Origin of the sequence: Shewanella zhangzhouensis (assembly GCF_019457615.1) — a bacterium.
Lineage (GTDB): Bacteria > Pseudomonadota > Gammaproteobacteria > Enterobacterales > Shewanellaceae > Shewanella > Shewanella zhangzhouensis.
In genome coordinates this window covers 3,319,024-3,336,928 of record NZ_CP080414.1, presented here as the reverse complement: position 1 = coordinate 3,336,928, position 17,905 = coordinate 3,319,024, and the positions used below count along the sequence as shown (strand labels likewise).

The following is a 17,905-nucleotide window of genomic DNA, read 5'->3' as shown; positions in this document are numbered from 1 at the left end:
CAAGAAGGTATACAATATGCAATTAAATAGTCTTGGCTTTCCACGGATAGGACGTCGCCGTGAGTTGAAGTTCGCCCTCGAGCAATATTGGCGTGGAGAGTTGTCCCAGAATGAGCTGCGCGAGCAGGCCAAGGCACTGCGTCAGGCCCACTGGCAGTGGCAGGCCGATGCCGGCGTGGAACGATTGCCAGTGGGGGACTTTGCCTACTACGATCAGGTGCTGACCCTGGCGGCAACCCTGAATGCGATTCCTCAGCGCCACCGCGATAGCGACGAGGTCGACCTGGATACCCTGTTCCGTGTTGCCCGAGGCCGCGCACCAAGCGGCAAAGCCGCCGCAGCGGCGGAAATGACCAAGTATTTCAACACCAACTATCACTATATAGTGCCCGAGCTTCACGCCGACCAAACCTTCTCCATCGCCTGGACCCAGCTGTTTGATGAAGTCGAAGAAGTGAAAGCGCTGGGCTATGACCCCAAACCCTGCATTCTGGGCCCTGTGTCTTTCCTGTATTTGTCCAAAGCCTACGGCAGTGAGTTTGACAAATTAAGTCTGCTGCCTCAGCTGCTCGCCACCTATGCTGAGCTGCTGGCGCGTTTTGCCGCTCAGGGCGTGACCTGGATACAAATCGAAGAGCCTGTGCTGGCGCTGGATCTGGACGAGAGCTGGCAAGCAGCCTTTGCCAGCGCGTATCAGGCCTTTACCTGCGTGTCGGTTAAGCTGCTGCTGACCACTTACTACGGCACTGTGGCACACCATGCCGACATTATTCAGGCGCTGCCGGTGGCAGGTTTGCATCTGGACCTGGTGTCTGCCCCTGAGCAGCTGGAGGTCTTTCTGCCGAGACTTGCGCAGCAGCAGATACTGAGTCTCGGCCTTATCAATGGCCGAAATGTGTGGGCTGCGGATCTTGATTTGATTGCCGAGCGCATTGCGCCGGTTGCCAGAGATCTTGGCGAACGCCTGTGGCTCGCTACCTCCTGCTCGCTGCTGCACACACCGGTGGACCTCGATGTGGAAACCGCGCTTAAGCCTGAACTTAAACGCCAGCTCGCCTTTGCCAGACAGAAGCTGCTGGAGCTGAGAAGCCTCAATACCCTGCTGAGCTTACCCAATGGCGCAGATGCTGCTGCCATTGCCGCCGAGTGCGTAGCCCGCCGCGCTGAGCGTGCCCAGGCGGCCGATGCGGCAGTTGCCGCCAGGCTGGATGCACTCACCAATGCAGATTTTGAGCGTCAAAGCGCTTTCCCTGTGCGCCAGCAACAGCAGCAACAGCGGCTTAAATTGCCACTCTTGCCAACCACTACCATAGGCTCTTTCCCGCAGACTCCCGCCATTCGTGGCCTGCGTAACCGTTTCCGTAAAGGGGAAATCGGCGCCCTTGAGTACGATAACCAGCTCAAACAGGTGTGCCGCGATACCATCGACCGTCAGCTGAAACTCGGTATCGATGTGCTGGTACACGGTGAGGCCGAGCGTAACGACATGGTGGAATACTTTGGCGAGCAGCTCGACGGTGTCGGCTTTACCAAAAATGGCTGGGTGCAGAGTTATGGCAGCCGCTGCGTAAAACCGCCGTTGATTTACGGTGATGTGTCGCGTCCCAAACCTATGACACTCGACTGGGCCGAATACGCCCAGAGCCTCACCGACAAACCGGTGAAAGGCATGTTGACCGGGCCTGTGACCATTCTGCATTGGTCTTTTGCCAGGGAAGATATCAGCCGCGAAACCATCTGTAAGCAGATTGCGCTGGCCATACGCGATGAAGTGGCAGATCTGGAGCGCTCAGGCATCGCCATTATCCAGATTGACGAGCCGGCCTTCCGTGAGGGATTGCCACTGCGCCGTGGTGACTGGCAGGCCTATCTCGACTGGGCGGTGGGCTCCTTTAAGCTGAGCGCGGCTTGCGTGCAGGATAACACGCAAATCCACACTCACATGTGCTACAGCGAGTTTAACGACACCATTGCTGCCATTGCCGCCATGGATGCCGATGTTATCACCATCGAGACCAGTCGCTCGGCCATGGAGCTGCTGGGTGCCTTTGAAGACTTTGAGTATCCAGCTGAAATTGGCCCGGGTGTTTACGATATCCACTCGCCCAACACGCCGGATATTGAAGCCATGGCGGCGCTGATGGAAAGGGCTGCCAGGCGTATTCCGCTCCGGCAGCTGTGGGTAAATCCGGACTGCGGTCTCAAGACCCGTACCTGGGATGAGGTAGAGCCGGCCCTTCGTAACATGGTGGATGCCACCCGCGAGCTGCGTCGCCGCCTGGGCTGAGGCTTGCCGCTGAAATCAGCGACTATACTGAGGTAACAGTATCGGGGTAGCAGTTTAAGGCTGTTTCCCCGCCCCAAGGAGGCTTGCCATGAATCATGTCTACAAGATAATTGAAATCACAGGTTCCTCTACCCTCAGCAGCGACGATGCCATTCGTAATGCGGTGGCTGCGGCGGCGCAGTCACTGCATCATTTACGTTGGTTTGAAGTAGTTGAAACCCGCGGTCACCTCGAAGCGGGTGTGATAGCCCACTGGCAGGTGACGGTGAAAATCGGTTTCACTCTGGATACGCCTTAGGCGTCTCTGGGCATGCCTTTTTCGATGGAGCGTATCAGCCGTGACGTCTTGCGGCTGTCTTTTGAAAGGCCATTTTGCTGACGCTCGATGGCCCAGTGGATATGCTCTGCCACCATTTCATCGATTTCTTCATCTCTGAGCCTGGCGTTCAGGGCACTCAGAATATCACTGCTTGCTGGGGCATTGCCCAGCGCCACAGCAATGTTTCTCAGCCACCTTTTATGGCCAATGCGACGAATGGCGCTGCCTTCTGTCTGTCGTAAAAAGGTGGCTTCATCCCAGGCAAACAGGCTAAGCAATGCTGGCAACTTGAGTGGCTGGCGGATTTGAAAGTCGGCTTCATTGGAGAGCGGTGAGCCGCTGTTGACCGGGCAGGCAAGCTGGCAGTCATCACAGCCGTAGATGCGGTTACCCATTAACGGGCGGAATTCTTTCGGAATGGCGCCCTGCAGCTCGATGGTGAGATAAGAGATGCAGCGCCTGCCATCCACCACATAGGGCGCGACTATGGCGTCGGTTGGGCAACTTTTGATGCAGGCAACGCAGGTGTTGCAGTCTTCTGCGATGGGAATGTCGACGGGCAGCGGCAGGTTTACCAGCAGCTCACCCAAAAAGAACCAACTGCCCGCCTGATGATTTAGAATAAGTGAGTGCTTACCGGTCCAGCCAAGGCCTGCTTTTTCCGCCAGAGGTCGCTCTAAAATGGGCGCCGAGTCGACAAAGGGGCGAAAGTTGGAAGATGCAAAGCCACGCTCGGCAAGCCAGACATCGATTTGCTCGCCAAGCTTTTTCAGTCGGTTACGGATCAGTTTGTGATAATCACGGCCACCGGCGTAACGGGATATGTAGCCAAGGTTGGGATCGCGCAGGTTAGTGGCAAAACCTGCATTCTCTGGCAGGTAATCCATACGTGCGGCAATCACTCTGATGGTGCCGGGGTGCAGCTCCTGCGGACGGGCACGCATCAGCCCATGGGATTCCATGTAAGCCATCTCACCGTGGTAGCCCTTGGCGAGCCACTCGAGGAATTTGGGTTCTTCGGCCGAAAGGTCTGTATCCGTAATCCCAAGTTCAGCAAAGCCGAGCGCTTTGCCCCAGGCTTTGATTTGCCGGGCAAGGTCATTGAGTTGGGCATGGGATGGGGTTGAAGTCATTCGGGTAGGCCGCTGGTCAATTCCGGGCGGATAGTAGCAGTTTTTGCTTTGGGCGTCAGGCAAAGCTTTGCTGGTCTGTGGGCATTTTGGCCGCTATGCTGGGATTAAACAGAATGGTGTTAAGGATAAGGGATGCATCGATTGGGCTTTAAATGCATGTTGCTGTTTGCTGCTCTGCTGTCTGTTTCATTGGCAGCAGCGGGGGAAGTGACAGAGCCCTCGGCTCCGAGCCGGTTGCGACTGCTGACCGAGCCCTTGCCTCCCCTGAGTTATCTTGAAGGCGACAAGGCCTCGGGTTACGCAGTGGAGTTGGTAGAGCAGTTAAAGTCCCGTGTTGGCGAAGAGGCGGGCATAGAAGTACTGCCCTGGGCCAGAGCCTACAGCGTGGCGTCTCAGCTTCCCAATGTCTTGCTCTTTTCCACAGCTCTCAGAGACTCGAGACGCAGCCAATTTGATTTTGTCGGCCCCATAGCCACAGCAAGAATTATGGTTTACAAGCTGGCGACAGATACCGAAATCCCCTCCAGCCTGGATGCGGTGTCACAGCTTGGCAGTTTGGGCGTATATCGGGGGTCGCCTTCGCAGCGCATCCTCAATACACATGGGTTAAAAAACGTCGAGGTATCCAGTTATCCGTTGCAGTCTCTCAGGCAGTTGCTCGCAGGACGGGTACGCTATTGGTGCCAGGCCGATTTGGCTGTCAGTATGCTGCTGAGCCAGGCCGGTACTACTGACCTGGCTATTACTCCGTTATTCGAATTGGAGCGGGTAGAGCTGTATCTCGCGTTTTCACGGGGTACCCCAGCAGCGACTGTAGAGAAGTGGCATAAGGCGCTCAATGACTTTCAGGAAGAAGGGGACTTTGTGAGGCTTTATGAGAAGTGGTTTAACATGCCTGCGGAAAATACTTCCAGCCACATTCTCTGGCATTTGACGCCGGAAGATTAATCGTCTTTTTCTACCCGGTTACGACCATTGTGTTTGGCGCGATAAAGCGCGTGATCAGCCCGGTTAAGGAAGCTGGAAAAGTTTTTATCCCTGCTGCTGTCCAGAGTGGCGACACCGGCGCTGATGCTCATGCCAAGGCCGGAAGCGATATCTGACAAATCCGTCGTTTCTATGGTTAACCGCAGCCGTTCGGCAATTTCAACCGCCTGCTCCAACGTGGTGTGTGGCAGTAACGCCAGAAATTCCTCGCCCCCGATGCGGCCGACCAAATCGCCTTTACGCATTTGCCCAACGCTGCTTTGAGCCATGGCAATCAAGACTTTATCACCAACATCATGACCGAAGTGGTCATTGATTTTTTTGAAATGGTCGGCATCAAACAGGATAACAGACAAGGGACTGCCGGGCCTTGCGCTCCGGAACATGGCCTCGCCTTCATGGTAGGTGTGCCGGCGATTGGCAAGTTGCGTCAGGTGATCGGTAAGGGCTAGCCGTTCCATCAGTTTCGAGCGCTGTGCCTGCTTGTAGGCAAAAATAGACACAATGCTGAGGATGATGATGCCCATGACAATAATGATGAATTGCAGAAATTTATTTTCCTGCAGTATGACCATTTCTTTTTCCCGCAGACGCTGATAAGCAATCAGCTGGCGGTTTTCATTTTCAATTCTGTCGGTATCGAATCGGGTGCGCATCTCGGTGGTGCGCTGAGATTGTAGCTGACTGTCCAGTTGAGTATGGAGTGCGTTCTGTACCTCAAGGCTGTAAAACGCGTTGGCCCAGTCTTCCAGGGCTGCGTAGACCTGGCTTTTGGTGGCATAGAGCTCGGCTAGTCCACGGTTGTTTTGCACATTGCGGAAGCTTTCTTCGCCAATTTCCAGTAGTGGCAGGGCATCCTGCGGCTTACCTTCAGCGAGCAGGATTTGGGCCATAAACAGGTGCTTGAAGGCATAGAAGCCCACATGTTCAGGTTTTACATCCGGAAATGCCAACTCCAACTCGGCTTTTGCTTCTTTCAACCTGCCAAGCTTAATGAGGGTGCCGCTCATATTGACCCGGGTGGCGGCAGTATTGACAGGATCGTTTTGCGCACTCCAGCTCGCCAGTACCTCACGGTAGTAGATGAGTGCTTTATCAAAGTCTTCCAGGGTTTCGTATGCCATGGCCATTTCGGCCTTTACGCCCACGACGGCAAATTTGTCTTTGATCTCGGTGTACTTTTGCAAGAGATCTTCATAGTAACGGATGGCCGTTGCCGGGTCGCCGAAACGGCGATAACTGGTGGCGAGTTCAAGAAGATTGTATCTGGCCCAGTAGGTTAGATTGAGGCTCTCATACAGGTGTTGGGACGTAATGAGATCTTCCAGTGCGTCGGCAAAGTTGCCCTGATAAGAAAGCAGGGCTCCCCTGAGACTGCGGCTATCGGCGATGAGGCGGGGTTCTTCCGATTGATAGGCGAGGGCAACCGAGCGGTTATAGTCACTCATGGCATCGGCCATGACGCCTTTTTCCTGTAACAGCCAGCCACGGCAAAGTATTAAATCTGACTGGGTTGGAATATCGGCCTGCACCATGGGTAGCAGCAGTTGCTCGTTGGCATAATTCAGGCCCTGCTCCAGGGCGTTATCCTGGGTCAGGTCGGTAGCCCAACAAAGCGCCCGTTTCAGGCGCAGGGTGCGGGGGATGTCGTCGGTGGCAATATTCTGTTTGAGCAGTTCAATTTGATCAGAATAAGACTCAAACTGAGATGGATTGCTTTCCAGCTGGCTGAACAGCCTGTCTATCTCGTCCAGCGACAAATCCCCGGCATGCACGGGCTGCCAGAGGATAAGTAAAAAGCCGGCCCAAAGAATGGACTTTGGAAAATCAAATGTCATCTAAATCTGTTGCCAATTTGTTATTTTTTGTTCTGCGCAAATCATAACCGTATGTCATGGAGTTTCCCAGTTTTTCTTCATGCACAGCGGGAAAAACGCCAGAAAATCCAAAGCCTGCCACGGGTTTTTGCAATTGCTTTGCAGAATGTGTATAAGACGCCAACTTATGTCTCCATATTCATTTTCAGCACTGGTTCCTGAACCAGAACGTTGGCTTTGCTGAAGGTTTACAGAAATTCAAGGTGTTATCATGAGCGAGATTAACGCAAATTACCGTGCATTGGCTCAACAAGTCGCCGACAAGGTCGCAGGTCGTGTTGTCGCACTCGACCGGCTCCCCGAGTCGCTGCTGTCGGCCTATCACAGTCTGTGTGATGAATTACTGGCTGATAACGACGGACGATTTACCCGTGCCTGGGAAAAGCTGCCTGACAGTGCCACCTCGCTGTTCGAGCGCAGTGTCTTCCACGGGTTCTATTTGGCCAATGCGTGGATCCAACTCAGCATCGTTGCCCGGGACATTTCTGAGCTTCAGGACACTGATGAAGCCATCGCCGAACAGGAATACAGTGGACTCTACGTGCGGGTTGCCGAGGAAGCGCTGAAAGAAAGCGTGAAAAAACTGAAAAAAGCCCGCACCGACCGAAGCATGTATAACAGCATGCGCGAGGTGATGGGCGTTTGAGTCGATGGCTGAATAAGCCACGAAGCTTACCCCATAAAAAAGCCCGGCTATGCCGGGCTTTTTCGTTAGAACGAGGTACGTTTGTAACGGCGGTACTCGGGGTACCAGAAGTTGGCCTCGATGGACTGCAGCAGCAGCTCATCAGTGGTATCCAGTGCATGCCCCTGCTCGATAGCCACCTTGGCCACGGCAAAGGCGATGTGCTTGCTGACATCGTGGATTTCTTCCAGCGGAGGCAGCAGGGGGCCTGAGCCGTCTTTTGCCAATGGAGAACACTCTGCAAGCGCGCGGCTGGAGGCCATGAGCATTTCGTTTGATACCCGGTTGGCACCGCACGCGAGTACCCCAAGACCAATGCCGGGGAAAATGTAGCTGTTGTTACATTGGGCGATATCGTAGGTCACGTCGTCCACTACCACGGGCTCGAACGGGCTTCCGGTTGCCACCAGTGCCTGACCGCTGGTCCAGTGGAGGATATCTTTTGGCGTTGCTTCAACCCGGCTGGTGGGGTTGGACAGCGGGAATACAATTGGACGGGCACAGTGGCTGTGCATGGCGCGGATGATCTCTTCGGTAAAGAGACCAGGAGCACCTGACACGCCGATGAGTACCGTCGGCTTGGCATTGTTTACTACGTTCAGCAGTGAGACATTGTCGCTAAAGTCGTCCCAGTGGTTAATGTTATCAATTTTCTGTGCCAGTTTTTGTTGAAATGGCAGCAGGTTAGGCATGTTGTCCAGCAGCAGACCCCAGCGGTCAACCATAAACACGTGGCTGCGGGCCTGATCATCACTAATGCCCTCAGATACCATTTGCGCCACAATCGCTTCGGCAATACCGCAGCCTGCGCTGCCAGCACCCAGGAAGGTGATGCGCTGATCGCTGAGCTTGGTACCAGCGGCCTGACAGGCGGCCAGCAAGGAGCCCACGGTCACCGCAGCCGTGCCTTGAATATCGTCGTTAAAGCAGCAGTATCTGTCTTTATAACGCTCCAGAATTGGCATGGCATTTTTCTGGGCAAAGTCTTCAAACTGGATCAGCACATCCGGCCAGCGGCGGTGTACGGCTTCCATAAAGGCTTCGATAAACTCGCTGTATTCTTCGCCGCCGATGCGAGGATGGCGCCAGCCCATGTACATGGGGTCTTCCAACAGGTGCGGATTGTCAGTGCCCACATCCAGGGTGATAGGCAGGGTATAGGCCGGGCTGATACCACCGCAGCTGGTGTAGAGTGACAGCTTGCCAATGGGGATCCCCATGCCGCCGATCCCCTGATCGCCCAGACCCAGAATCCGTTCGCCGTCGGTTACAACGATAATTTTCACCTTGTGACGGGTGGAGTTATTGAGAATATCGTCAATCCTGTCCTTGTTGGGATAGGAGATAAAGAGTCCCCGGTTGCGGCGATAGTTTTTGGAGAAACGCTCACAGGCCAGGCCCACTGTTGGTGTGTAGATGATGGGCATCATCTCGGCAATGTTGTTTTGCACCAAGCGGTAAAACAGGGTTTCGTTGGTGTCCTGAATGTTGCGCAGGTAGATGTGCTTATCCAAATCGTTGTTGAAACTGCGGAACTGATCGTAGGCCCTGGATGCCTGCTCTTCGATGGTTTCAATCGCGTAAGGTAACAGGCCTTCAAGGTTGAAGAATATCCGCTCTTCTTCGGTAAAGGCGCTGCCTTTGTTGATTAGTGGAGCTTCAAGAATGGCTGGACCGGCGAACGGTAAATAGAGCGGGCGTTTGTTATCGTCCATGGGCTACCTTTTGTATGCGTTTTGGGTGTGTGCTTTCTGGGCATGAAATGTGCTGTCAATAGCAAGAAGATTATCACGAAATGTGATCTTTGTAGCTTTGAGTGCGGGGGAATTTTCGCATTTTTTCATGAATGCGTGTTTTAAACGCAGGTGTGAATGTATTGAAAAAGTTAAATTAATTCACTTTGGGGCTTTTGGATGTTTACCCGCTGTTTGACTCAAATAAAAAAGCCATCGATTGACGATGGCTTTTTTGGCCTCAGAAGCTGTGTTCTTTGAAGATCACAGCCTGCTATCCGGCAGTTCAGCGACCGCGGAGGCTGATGGAGAGTCCCTTCAAAAAGTTGCGCAATAACTGATTGCCACAGGGACGATAATGGCGGTGGTCCGGGTTTCTGAAAATGGCGCCCAGTTCCGACTTGGAGAGGGCAAATCCGGCCTTGGTCAGCAGGGCTAGGATATCCTCTTCCTTAAGCTCCAGCGCAATGCGGATCTTTTTGAAGATCAGATTGTTATCCAATGGGGTTGGTGCAGGCACGCCGTCACCGGGTCTCAGTCCGCGGCGCTCGATAACCAAACCATCAAGAAACTGACAGAGTTCCTTGTCGGTGCAGGGACGAAAACCGGGTTCATCGTCCTTTTTCAGCATGGCGAGCAGGGCCTCTTCGGTTATCGGCTGATGAACCAGGGCGAAGAGTGCAACAAGTTTGCTGTCACTGAGATTCAGGGCAAAGCGCAGGCGGCGCAGAATATCGTTGTTTGTCATGGGCATCCATTAAAAGGCTATTGCCGGGCTGGGGCGATTATACCTAAGGGGCCTGCTATGGGCTAATGCTGTCTGCCTTTGCGGACTTAGGCAGGCTGGCATAACGGCGCATCAGGGCGCGAACCTCATCCTGGAAGGCAAATACCGCCTCGGGATTATTGAGGTCACCGGAGACATTCTGCAGCAACACCAGCTGCAACTGAGTTTCAGGGTAATAGAGCATCAGACTCATAAATCCCGGCAGATAACCACTGTGGCTGTACTCCAGCGGCGACTGGGCGATTTGCAGTCCAAGACCATACTCAAGTGCTCCCCAGCGATGCTGTCTTGAAGCCACCGGGGTCACCATGGCCTGATAGGCGCTATCCGGCAGCAATTGGCCACTGTGGAGCTTTTGCTGAAAATCGGCAACGCCCCTGGCCGAGCCAATCAGTGTACCTGAGGCGGCGCTGGCGGCAGTCAGCGTTAACTCTATGGCCTCACGCTGATTTGCCTTTTCATCAAAGCCCTGAACCAGACGGGGAAAAGTCTGCCGAAGAGTCTTGGTCTCGCCCGTAGCGGCTTGGATATCCAATTTGTTACTTTGAAGGAACTGATTCAAGTCAGACACCCAGGCTGCACTGTCGCCGGGATATAGGCTATTTGCCAAAAATTGATAATTGCCGTTGCTGTATTCGAATTGCCCGGGGCCATTCGATGTCAAATCAGTAAAAGGTCGATTTATACCCGAGGTGTGGCTGAGCAGCATGGCCGGGGTAAGGCGGTGTTCAGCAGGGTAGAAGGAGGGCTTTATCGACGTGCTGAGCGGCGAAAATACGGCTTTATGATGTTGGCTCAGATAAAAGCTGCTGAAGACAGGCTTTGAAATAGAGCCCAATATGAACAGGCTATCTTCATAGATTCCGTCGCCCGCCGCTTTAACAAACAACGTTTTATTCTGATGTTGAACCCAGATGACGCCTTGAAAATTGGATGAAATCTTTGCGTTCAGTGCTGTCCTGAGCTCCGTCAGCTCCTTTGCCTCTACAGCCGAAAAAAGCATTAGGCTGGTAAGAGAAAAAGTTAATTTAAATAATCCCTTAGCAGTTTTCAAAGCGAGTGAATCCTTTAATTTTTGTGCCCAGCAAGGTACTGGCAGCGCAATGAGTTGTTGTTAATGTGTTGCGATATGGTTGACTTAGTTAACAAATTGGATAGCTTGGTGGATGATCTCACCATCGGTGGCAGTCTGCAGTCGCTATCGAAAAATAACAACTATCCAAACAGCTGGGGAATGATTATGAAAGCTCAAAAATGGATTCTGAGCAGTTGTGCTTTGGCGGTAGCGTTGGCGCTGCCTTCTGTTGCTGTCGCAGCAGAAGATGGTGCAAAAGTTGAGCGTCTGGAAGTCACAGGCTCCCGCATCAAGCGAACTGACATCGAAGGCCCATCACCAATTCAATCCATTGGCAAAGAAGATATTGCCAACATGGGGTTTGATAACCTGCAACAGTTACTCGAGAAAATGCCTGCCAACGGGGCCGGTGCTTTCTCTACCCGGGGTAACAGCCAGGACTCTACCGCCAATGGCTCTGCCTCTATCAGTCTCAGGGGCCTTGGCCCGGATGCGACCCTGGTACTCATTAACGGTCGCCGCGTAGCCATCAGCTCATTTGCTGAAGGCGTGAGCAACTCCTTCGTGGACATCAACAACATCCCGGTTTCGGCCATTGAGCGCATCGATATTCTGAAAGACGGCGCCTCTGCAATTTATGGCTCTGACGCCATTGCCGGCGTGGTCAACATTGTCCTGAAGAAGGACATCGAAGGCATCGAAGTCAATCTTGGCTATGGCAGCGCGACCGGTCCGAGCTATGAAGAGCAAACCGGCAGCCTGGTATGGGGTACCAAGGGTGAAAAAGGCAATGCCTCCATCATTCTCGACTACTTCAAGAACTCCACCCTCAGCGCCGATGAAATGGGCCGTTTCGGCACAGCTAACCAAGAACCTTATGGTGGTGACGACAACCGCTCATCACGCGGTTTCCCTGGTTATTTCTATGTCGATGGCGTAAAGACCATTGACCCGGATTGCCCACCTGAAAATGCCACTGGCAGCGGCAGCTGTTTGTTTGACTACGGTCCTTATAACCTGACTATCCCAGCCGCTGAGCGTGTGGGTGCCATCGGTCAATTCGAGTATTTCCTGAATGATGATCTCACCGCTTTCCTGGAGTTTGCGGTGCAACATAACACCTCTGAAGCCGGCGGTGCTGCAACGCCACTGGACGAATCTGCAGGCTTGACCGTACCAGGTACTCACCCCGATAACCCATGGGGTAAAGATATCCAAATTGGGCGTTTCCGCCCTGTGGACGCCGGTGCACGCCGTTGGGATATCGAGTCTGACACCATGAGACTGGTTGCCGGTCTGCGTGGCACAGTTAAAGATTGGGATTGGGAAGTTTCAGCCCAGAAAGGCCGTCAGGAACAAACCCAGACCGGCGACCGCAGTCAGGGTTGGGTCCGTGTGGACTACCTGCAGCGTGAAATCGACGCGGGTCGTTACAATCCTTTCGGTGGTACCTATAACTCTGCAGACGTGATTGACGACATCACCACCAGTCTGGTGCGTCAGGGCGTTTCTCACATGACGGCATATGATGCCAGCATTACCGGTCAGGCATTCACCCTGGCCGATCGCGATGTGATGATGGCCGCGGGCCTGGAATATCGTGAAGAAGACGTGAGCGACGTACCCGATGAACAGTTCCAGCGTGGGCTGATTTTCGGTACTGAGGCCGTATCTGCCTCTGCCAGTCGCGACCAGTGGGCGGCCTATGTCGAATTCTCTATTCCTCTGGCTGACAATTTTGAGCTGCAGCTGGCGGGTCGTTACGACAATTACAGCGATTTCGGCTCTACCACCAATCCAAAAGTGGCTTTCCAGTGGGGCATCACCGACGAAATCACTGCCCGAGGTTCCTGGGCGACCGGTTTCCGTGCGCCATCACTGGCACAGATTGGCCTGGGCCCATCTGAAGAAAGTCTGTTCCTGGACGATTACTACTTCTGTGATGCCAATGGCTTGGATCGCAGTGAGTGTGAAAACCTCGACTTTGGCTTTGTCTTCTCCGGTAACCCTGAATTGGAAGCTGAAGAGTCAGAAAGCTGGAACCTGGGTCTGATTTGGGCACCAAGCCAGTCATTTGACATCGGTATTGACGCCTTCAAGATCACCCAGGACAATAAGATCGACAAGCTGGAGCCTCAGTCCGTTTACGATGCCAATTGTGGCAGCCAAAGCAGCACCATCTGTCAGCGTCTGGCTCCCATTGGATCTGACACCATGGGTACAATCGATAAGGTACTGTCCAGCTTTGTTAACTTAAGCTCTCAGGAAGTACAGGGCCTGGATCTTTCCAGCCACTACACCCTGGGCATGGATAGCTACGGCGATGTGAAGTTTGGTCTGGAGTACAGCTACCTGCACAATTTTGAAAAGGGTGATGTTGATTGGACCGGTAAGTATCGTTACCCAGAGCACCGCTGGTTGGCGACCACCAACTGGGTCATGGATGACTTCGCCGCTAACCTCAACCTGACTTATATCGGCGAGTTTGACGATTACAACGAAACCCGTACCGTGGATGCGCAGTTGCTGGTGGACATGTCAGCTTCTTACCGCTTCAGCGAAACCTTTAAATGGACTGTGGGTGTAAACAACGTTCTGGATGAAGAGCCTCCATTTGCCATTGGTGATGGCGATGGTGACCTCTACGGTTACGTGATGGCCACACACAACCCTATGGGACGTTACCTGTACACCAAGGTGACACTGAACTTCTGATAAGCTGAAGTACAGCAACAAAAACGGCATCCAATGGATGCCGTTTTTTTATGGCTCATGATATCAGGCTCATCGTTTCCACATGCCCTTTGGCGGATGAGCTGATTAAAGCGTGTTATTTCAGCTGGGCAGCGGCCCATTTGGCACGGCTTTCGCGGCTCTCGCCCAGGCCGTTTTGCTCGCGGAAGGCTTTGTAGCTTTCTACATCCAAAGGCACCAGCGTCACTTCCACTTCCAGGACCAGCTGGCATTCCTTTTTGATTCGCCATGCCGACGTATTGTAGAGCTCCGTCAGTGGCAGAGAGCTTAAAAACTCGGGGTTGTACTGGGCGTAAACCGCTTGGGTGGGGTACACCACAAAGGCTAACCGACGCTTGGGCTCTTTTTTGAACATGGCCTCGATACCATCTGTGGTATTGAGTACCTGCATCTCAATCACTTCGTCGAAATCCAGCAACTTCTTTTGTGCCAGGCCCGGCGCGTCAGCGGTGCCCGCTTCCCACGCGATGACCTCTTCTTCGCTGTGACCTGTAACAGTGCCAACCTGAGCAGGATTGAGGCCCAGTGACAGCCTCAGGTACTGCATTTCGATGCCGTTGAGGCCAATCTCTTTTGCCATGAGTGTATCCGTAATTAACTGTTCATCCAGACGTCTTCGGCCCATTCCCAGAAGGAATCCCACTGGTCTTCGGTGAAGTCGCCAAAGGCCCAGTAGTGTACCTGACCTTCCTGATCGATACAGTAAAAGTTATCGCCATTCTGACAGATGGGGATCATCTCCCGTGGCAGCCCGATTGACCAGGCGTAGGCTGCGACTTCTGACAAATAGGTATGGCTGTGAGGGTCGGCCACAGTCACGGGCTCCAGGCTGCCAACAATCACATCGCTGGCGTTAAGCAGATATTCTTTCAAATCAGCCGGTAAGGGGATGAGTATCGCTTCTTCAACGTCCAGCAGTTGGTCAAATGAAGGAAGTTCCAGTGGAACCGGAACCTGTTCGCTCATTTCTTGTAGTTGTTCGATGAGTTCATGCATTTTATGTGCTCCTTGGCATACCCGAGCGAGTATAACCATGGGATAGCACAAAAAAAAGGGCACCCGAAGGTGACCTTGATTTATCGCATTTTTTCCAACATTTTGATGGCTGTCCTGCGATGGATATTGCCCGATTTTCACACGCTTTTCGGGAGCCAATAATAGCTGGCATCGCCTCGTGTATTGGTTTCAATGCGAAGAGGCACCAGATGCTGTGTTAAAGCTCTGGTGCCGACATCTATTACCAGATCTTCACACGCTTTTCAGGTGCCAGATACATGGCATCACCTTCCTTCACGCCATAAGTGCTGTAGAACTCAGGCATGTTGGACAGAGCACCCAGGGCACGGAACTTGGCGGGTGAGTGAGGGTCTGTGGCCACGCGGTTACGCAGTGCCTCTTCCTTCATCTTGGCGCGCCAGATTTGGGCAAAACCGATAAAGAAACGCTCATCACCGGTCAGGCCGTCAATTACAGGCGCCTCTTTACCATGCAATGACATCTTGTAAGCCTTGTAAGCGATGGTCACGCCGGACAGGTCACCGATGTTTTCGCCCAGGGTCAGCTCACCGTTTACGTGCAGGTCATCAAACACCTGATAGCCGTTATACTGCTCAATCAGTGCCTTACCGCGGGCGCTGAACTCTTTCAGATCCTGCTCGGTCCACCAGTCACGCAGATTGCCTTCACCGTCGAACTTGGCACCCTGATCGTCAAAGCCATGGCCCATTTCGTGGCCAATTACGGCGCCGATACCGCCATAGTTCACTGCATCGTCAGCTTCCATATTGAAGAAAGGAGGCTGCAGAATAGCGGCTGGGAACACGATTTCGTTCATGGTTGGGTTGTAGTAGGCGTTCACGGTTTGTGGGGTCATGTGCCACTCGTCGCGATCGATAGGGGCGCCCAGCTTGGCCAGATCTTTCTCATGCTGCACCGCAGCGGCACGTTTGGCGTTGCCCACCAGATCGTCGGCCTTGATGGTCAGCTTGCTGTAGTCTTCCCACTTGTTGGGGTAACCAATCTTGGGGTTGAACTTGGCCAGTTTGTCCTTGGCGGCCACCTTGGTGTCCGGGCTCATCCAGCTCAGTTCATCGATGCTCTTGCCATAGGCGCCACGCAGGTTCTCTACCAAATCCTGCATGCGAGCCTTGGCTTCAGGGGTAAAGTGATGTTTCACGTAGACTTTACCTACCACTTCACCCAGCATGCCGTTCACACTGGCCACGGCGCGTTTCCAGCGAGGCTGCTGCTCGGCCTGGCCGTTCAGGGTCTTGGAGAAAAACTCGAAGTTTTCCTGATCCAGAGCTTCGGTCAGCTGGCCGGCGGCATGGGTCAGAGTTTGCCATTGCAGGTAGGTTTTCCAGGTAGCCAGGTCTTCATTTTTCACCAGCGCATTCAGGCCTTCGATAAAGCTCGGCTGGTTGATGATGATATCGCCCTGCTTGTCTGCACCCAGTGTGGTGAGGTACAGCTGCCAGTTGATGTCCGGTGCCAGGGTAGCAAGCTCGCTTACCTGGAACTTGTTGTAAGTCTTGGTGCTGTCGCGAACATCAACCACATTCCAGTGGGCGTTGGCGATGGCAGTTTCCAGCTTGAGTATGGTTTCGGCCGCGGCTTTACCACCGGCGAGACCGGCCAGTTCGTACATCTTTTCGATATGGGCCTTGAATGCTTCACGGATGTTGACGAAGCGCTCTTCTTCGTTGAAGTAGTAGTCTTTTTCAGGCAGGCTCAGGCCATACTGCCACAGGTGGGTGGCGTAACGGCTGGAGTCCTTGGCATCCACATCGATGTAGAAGGCCATTGGGGTGCCACCGCCGATGATTTGGCTGTGGGCAAAGAATTTTACCAGGTCATCTCTGGTCTGGATGGCGGCAATGGCATCCAGCTCTGGTTGAATTGGCGTAATACCGAGTTTATTCAGGGTCTCTACGTCCATGAAGGCGCGATATTGGTCGGCCACTTTCTGCTCGTCAGTGCCTTCTTTCAGGTTTGGCGTCGCAGCAACCTCATCGATGATGGCTTTTACGTCATCACGGGATTTTTCACGCAGATCGTAAAAGGCGCCAGTGCTGGTGCGGTCACCGGGGATTTCGGTGTTTTTGTACCAGGTGCCGTTAACATAATCGAAGAAGTCGTCCTGTGGGCGTACACTCTTGTCGAAGTTGGCAAATTCAATCCCTGAGCCCAGAGCCTTGGCAACGGCTTCAGCGGCTGCGGTTTTGGCAACTTCAGGGGCCTTGGTTTCGGCAGCTTTTTCCTGATTACAGGCGGTCAAACCCATGATGAGCGAGGCACACAATCCCCCGATGAGTACTTTTCTCATTATATTTTCCTTGGTTGTTTCGCCTCCGGTGAATACAAAAAGGGTATTTTATCCGGTAAACAGGCGGTTACTGTGCTTGTGGTCGTGCGTTATGTTAAAGCTTTTGACTGAATGTAAACAAGCGAAAGGCGGGATAACTTTTGCACGGGTTGTAAGCAAATCTGTCAGCATTGCCTTTTGTGGTGCGCTGGGCATAATGACGGCGCATTGACAGGGTAGGACCGAATATTGTGAGACTGGATAAATACCTCGCCGAAACCACGGAACTCAGTCGTGGTCTCGCCAAAAAAGCCATCAATAGCGGCGATGTCAGCTGCGATGGCGTTGTCGTTAAAGACCCGGCATTCAAGGTGCCCAAGGGCGCACATGTGTGTTTTCAGGGGGAAGCGCTGGAGCTGACAGGCATTCGCTACCTCATGCTGCACAAGCCGGTTGATACCATCTGTTCTACGCAGGATGAATATTATCCATCGGTGATCTCGCTGCTGGACATTGCCCGCCCAGACAAGCTGCATATTGCCGGGCGGCTCGATGCTGATACCACTGGGCTTGTGCTTATAACAGATGATGGCCACTGGTCTCATAAGGTCACTTCGCCTAAGCGAGATTGCGCCAAGCGCTATCGGGTAATATTGGCAGAACCCCTCACCGCCGATCTGATTGATACCTTTGCACAGGGTCTGCAGCTTAATGGTGAAGATGGCCTGACCAAACCCGCCAAGCTGGAGATCCTTGGTGATACAGAGGCACTGCTCAGCATCACAGAGGGCAAGTATCATCAGGTTAAAAGGATGTTTGCCGCTGTGGGCAATAAGGTGGTTGGCCTGCACCGTGAGGCCGTGGGTGCCATCGAACTGGACCCAGAGCTTCTACCCGGCGAGTGGCGTTATTTGACCGAAGCAGAAATCGCCTCAGTAAAATAGTGGCAGGAAAATTGAGAACC

The 17,905-nt window shown here is 53.3% G+C and carries 15 protein-coding genes; 6 read left to right on the top strand and 9 right to left on the bottom strand.

Annotation, left to right across the window (positions count from 1 at the left end; genetic code table 11):
• Positions 1-16 precede the first annotated feature (16 nt).
• Both metE and K0H63_RS14605 read left to right on the top strand, forming a co-directional pair.
• Entirely contained in the window at positions 17-2,287 is a 2,271-nt protein-coding gene (gene metE, locus K0H63_RS14610; protein WP_220065301.1) for a 5-methyltetrahydropteroyltriglutamate--homocysteine S-methyltransferase, read from the top strand.
• Positions 2,288-2,375: 88 nt separating this feature from the next.
• Positions 2,376-2,585 (top strand): dodecin, encoded by a 210-nt coding sequence (locus K0H63_RS14605; RefSeq protein WP_220065300.1) that lies wholly within the window; start codon positions 2,376-2,378, stop codon positions 2,583-2,585.
• Here K0H63_RS14605 and queG read toward each other — a convergent pair.
• Positions 2,582-3,739 (bottom strand): tRNA epoxyqueuosine(34) reductase QueG, encoded by a 1,158-nt coding sequence (gene queG, locus K0H63_RS14600; RefSeq protein ID WP_220065299.1) that lies wholly within the window; start codon positions 3,737-3,739, stop codon positions 2,582-2,584. The genes K0H63_RS14605 and queG overlap by 4 nt on opposite strands.
• Before the next feature lie 132 nt (positions 3,740-3,871).
• Here queG and K0H63_RS14595 point away from each other — a divergent pair, with 132 nt between their 5' ends.
• The gene (locus K0H63_RS14595) at positions 3,872-4,687 is read left to right on the top strand and encodes a substrate-binding periplasmic protein (RefSeq protein WP_220065298.1); all 816 of its coding nucleotides are present in this window, start codon (positions 3,872-3,874) and stop codon (positions 4,685-4,687) included.
• Here K0H63_RS14595 and K0H63_RS14590 read toward each other — a convergent pair.
• A complete protein-coding gene (locus tag K0H63_RS14590; protein ID WP_220065297.1) occupies positions 4,684-6,564 on the bottom strand; it encodes a tetratricopeptide repeat-containing diguanylate cyclase in 1,881 nt (626 codons plus the stop codon). The genes K0H63_RS14595 and K0H63_RS14590 overlap by 4 nt on opposite strands.
• A complete protein-coding gene (locus K0H63_RS14585; protein WP_220065296.1) occupies positions 6,554-6,727 on the bottom strand; it encodes a hypothetical protein in 174 nt (57 codons plus the stop codon). Before K0H63_RS14585 ends, K0H63_RS14590 begins: the two co-directional genes overlap by 11 nt.
• Positions 6,728-6,814: 87 nt before the next feature.
• On the opposite strand from K0H63_RS14585, the gene K0H63_RS14580 reads away from it, so the two are divergent.
• On the top strand, positions 6,815-7,249 hold the full coding sequence (locus K0H63_RS14580; protein ID WP_220065295.1) for a DUF3069 domain-containing protein: 435 nt from the start codon (positions 6,815-6,817) through the stop codon (positions 7,247-7,249).
• A 65-nt stretch (positions 7,250-7,314) separates the two neighbouring features.
• Here K0H63_RS14580 and K0H63_RS14575 read toward each other — a convergent pair whose 3' ends face one another.
• The 3 genes from K0H63_RS14575 to K0H63_RS14565 all read right to left on the bottom strand — a co-directional run bounded on the left by K0H63_RS14575 (position 7,315) and on the right by K0H63_RS14565 (position 10,811).
• Positions 7,315-9,003 (bottom strand): NAD-dependent malic enzyme, encoded by a 1,689-nt coding sequence (locus K0H63_RS14575; RefSeq protein WP_220065294.1) that lies wholly within the window; start codon positions 9,001-9,003, stop codon positions 7,315-7,317.
• A gap of 304 nt (positions 9,004-9,307) precedes the next feature.
• A complete protein-coding gene (locus K0H63_RS14570) occupies positions 9,308-9,775 on the bottom strand; it encodes a YehS family protein (protein ID WP_220065293.1) in 468 nt (155 codons plus the stop codon).
• 49 nt (positions 9,776-9,824) lie between these two features.
• Positions 9,825-10,811, bottom strand: a complete 987-nt coding sequence (locus tag K0H63_RS14565; RefSeq protein WP_258405587.1) for a serine hydrolase domain-containing protein — start codon at positions 10,809-10,811, stop codon at positions 9,825-9,827.
• A gap of 237 nt (positions 10,812-11,048) precedes the next feature.
• Here K0H63_RS14565 and K0H63_RS14560 point away from each other — a divergent pair, with 237 nt between their 5' ends.
• On the top strand, positions 11,049-13,598 hold the full coding sequence (locus tag K0H63_RS14560; RefSeq protein ID WP_220065291.1) for a TonB-dependent receptor plug domain-containing protein: 2,550 nt from the start codon (positions 11,049-11,051) through the stop codon (positions 13,596-13,598).
• A gap of 115 nt (positions 13,599-13,713) precedes the next feature.
• Here K0H63_RS14560 and K0H63_RS14555 read toward each other — a convergent pair whose 3' ends face one another.
• The 3 genes from K0H63_RS14555 to K0H63_RS14545 form a co-directional block, all read right to left on the bottom strand.
• Complete coding sequence (locus K0H63_RS14555; protein ID WP_220065290.1) at positions 13,714-14,217, bottom strand: DUF4447 family protein; 504 nt, start codon at positions 14,215-14,217, stop codon at positions 13,714-13,716.
• Between the two features lie 14 nt (positions 14,218-14,231).
• Entirely contained in the window at positions 14,232-14,633 is a 402-nt protein-coding gene (locus K0H63_RS14550) for an SMI1/KNR4 family protein (protein ID WP_220065289.1), read from the bottom strand.
• 241 nt (positions 14,634-14,874) lie between these two features.
• Positions 14,875-16,962 (bottom strand): M13 family metallopeptidase, encoded by a 2,088-nt coding sequence (locus tag K0H63_RS14545; protein ID WP_220065288.1) that lies wholly within the window; start codon positions 16,960-16,962, stop codon positions 14,875-14,877.
• Positions 16,963-17,192: 230 nt separating this feature from the next.
• Between K0H63_RS14545 and rsuA the strand changes: the two genes are divergently transcribed.
• On the top strand, positions 17,193-17,885 hold the full coding sequence (rsuA, locus tag K0H63_RS14540; RefSeq protein WP_220065287.1) for a 16S rRNA pseudouridine(516) synthase RsuA: 693 nt from the start codon (positions 17,193-17,195) through the stop codon (positions 17,883-17,885).
• The last annotated feature ends 20 nt before the right edge of the window (positions 17,886-17,905 follow it).

What these genes read in the sequence shown, in the direction of transcription:
- K0H63_RS14555 (WP_220065290.1), bottom strand. Translation starts at nt 14,217, where the DNA reads ATGGCAAAAGAGATTGGCCTCAACGGCATCGAAATGCAGTACCTGAGG.
- K0H63_RS14545 (WP_220065288.1), bottom strand. Translation starts at nt 16,962, where the DNA reads ATGAGAAAAGTACTCATCGGGGGATTGTGTGCCTCGCTCATCATGGGT.
- K0H63_RS14575 (WP_220065294.1), bottom strand. Translation starts at nt 9,003, where the DNA reads ATGGACGATAACAAACGCCCGCTCTATTTACCGTTCGCCGGTCCAGCC.
- K0H63_RS14590 (WP_220065297.1), bottom strand. Translation starts at nt 6,564, where the DNA reads ATGACATTTGATTTTCCAAAGTCCATTCTTTGGGCCGGCTTTTTACTT.
- K0H63_RS14550 (WP_220065289.1), bottom strand. Translation starts at nt 14,633, where the DNA reads ATGCATGAACTCATCGAACAACTACAAGAAATGAGCGAACAGGTTCCG.
- K0H63_RS14565 (WP_258405587.1), bottom strand. Translation starts at nt 10,811, where the DNA reads ATGCTTTTTTCGGCTGTAGAGGCAAAGGAGCTGACGGAGCTCAGGACA.
- metE (WP_220065301.1), top strand. Translation starts at nt 17, where the DNA reads ATGCAATTAAATAGTCTTGGCTTTCCACGGATAGGACGTCGCCGTGAG.
- queG (WP_220065299.1), bottom strand. Translation starts at nt 3,739, where the DNA reads ATGACTTCAACCCCATCCCATGCCCAACTCAATGACCTTGCCCGGCAA.
- K0H63_RS14580 (WP_220065295.1), top strand. Translation starts at nt 6,815, where the DNA reads ATGAGCGAGATTAACGCAAATTACCGTGCATTGGCTCAACAAGTCGCC.
- K0H63_RS14605 (WP_220065300.1), top strand. Translation starts at nt 2,376, where the DNA reads ATGAATCATGTCTACAAGATAATTGAAATCACAGGTTCCTCTACCCTC.
- K0H63_RS14560 (WP_220065291.1), top strand. Translation starts at nt 11,049, where the DNA reads ATGAAAGCTCAAAAATGGATTCTGAGCAGTTGTGCTTTGGCGGTAGCG.
- K0H63_RS14570 (WP_220065293.1), bottom strand. Translation starts at nt 9,775, where the DNA reads ATGCCCATGACAAACAACGATATTCTGCGCCGCCTGCGCTTTGCCCTG.
- K0H63_RS14595 (WP_220065298.1), top strand. Translation starts at nt 3,872, where the DNA reads ATGCATCGATTGGGCTTTAAATGCATGTTGCTGTTTGCTGCTCTGCTG.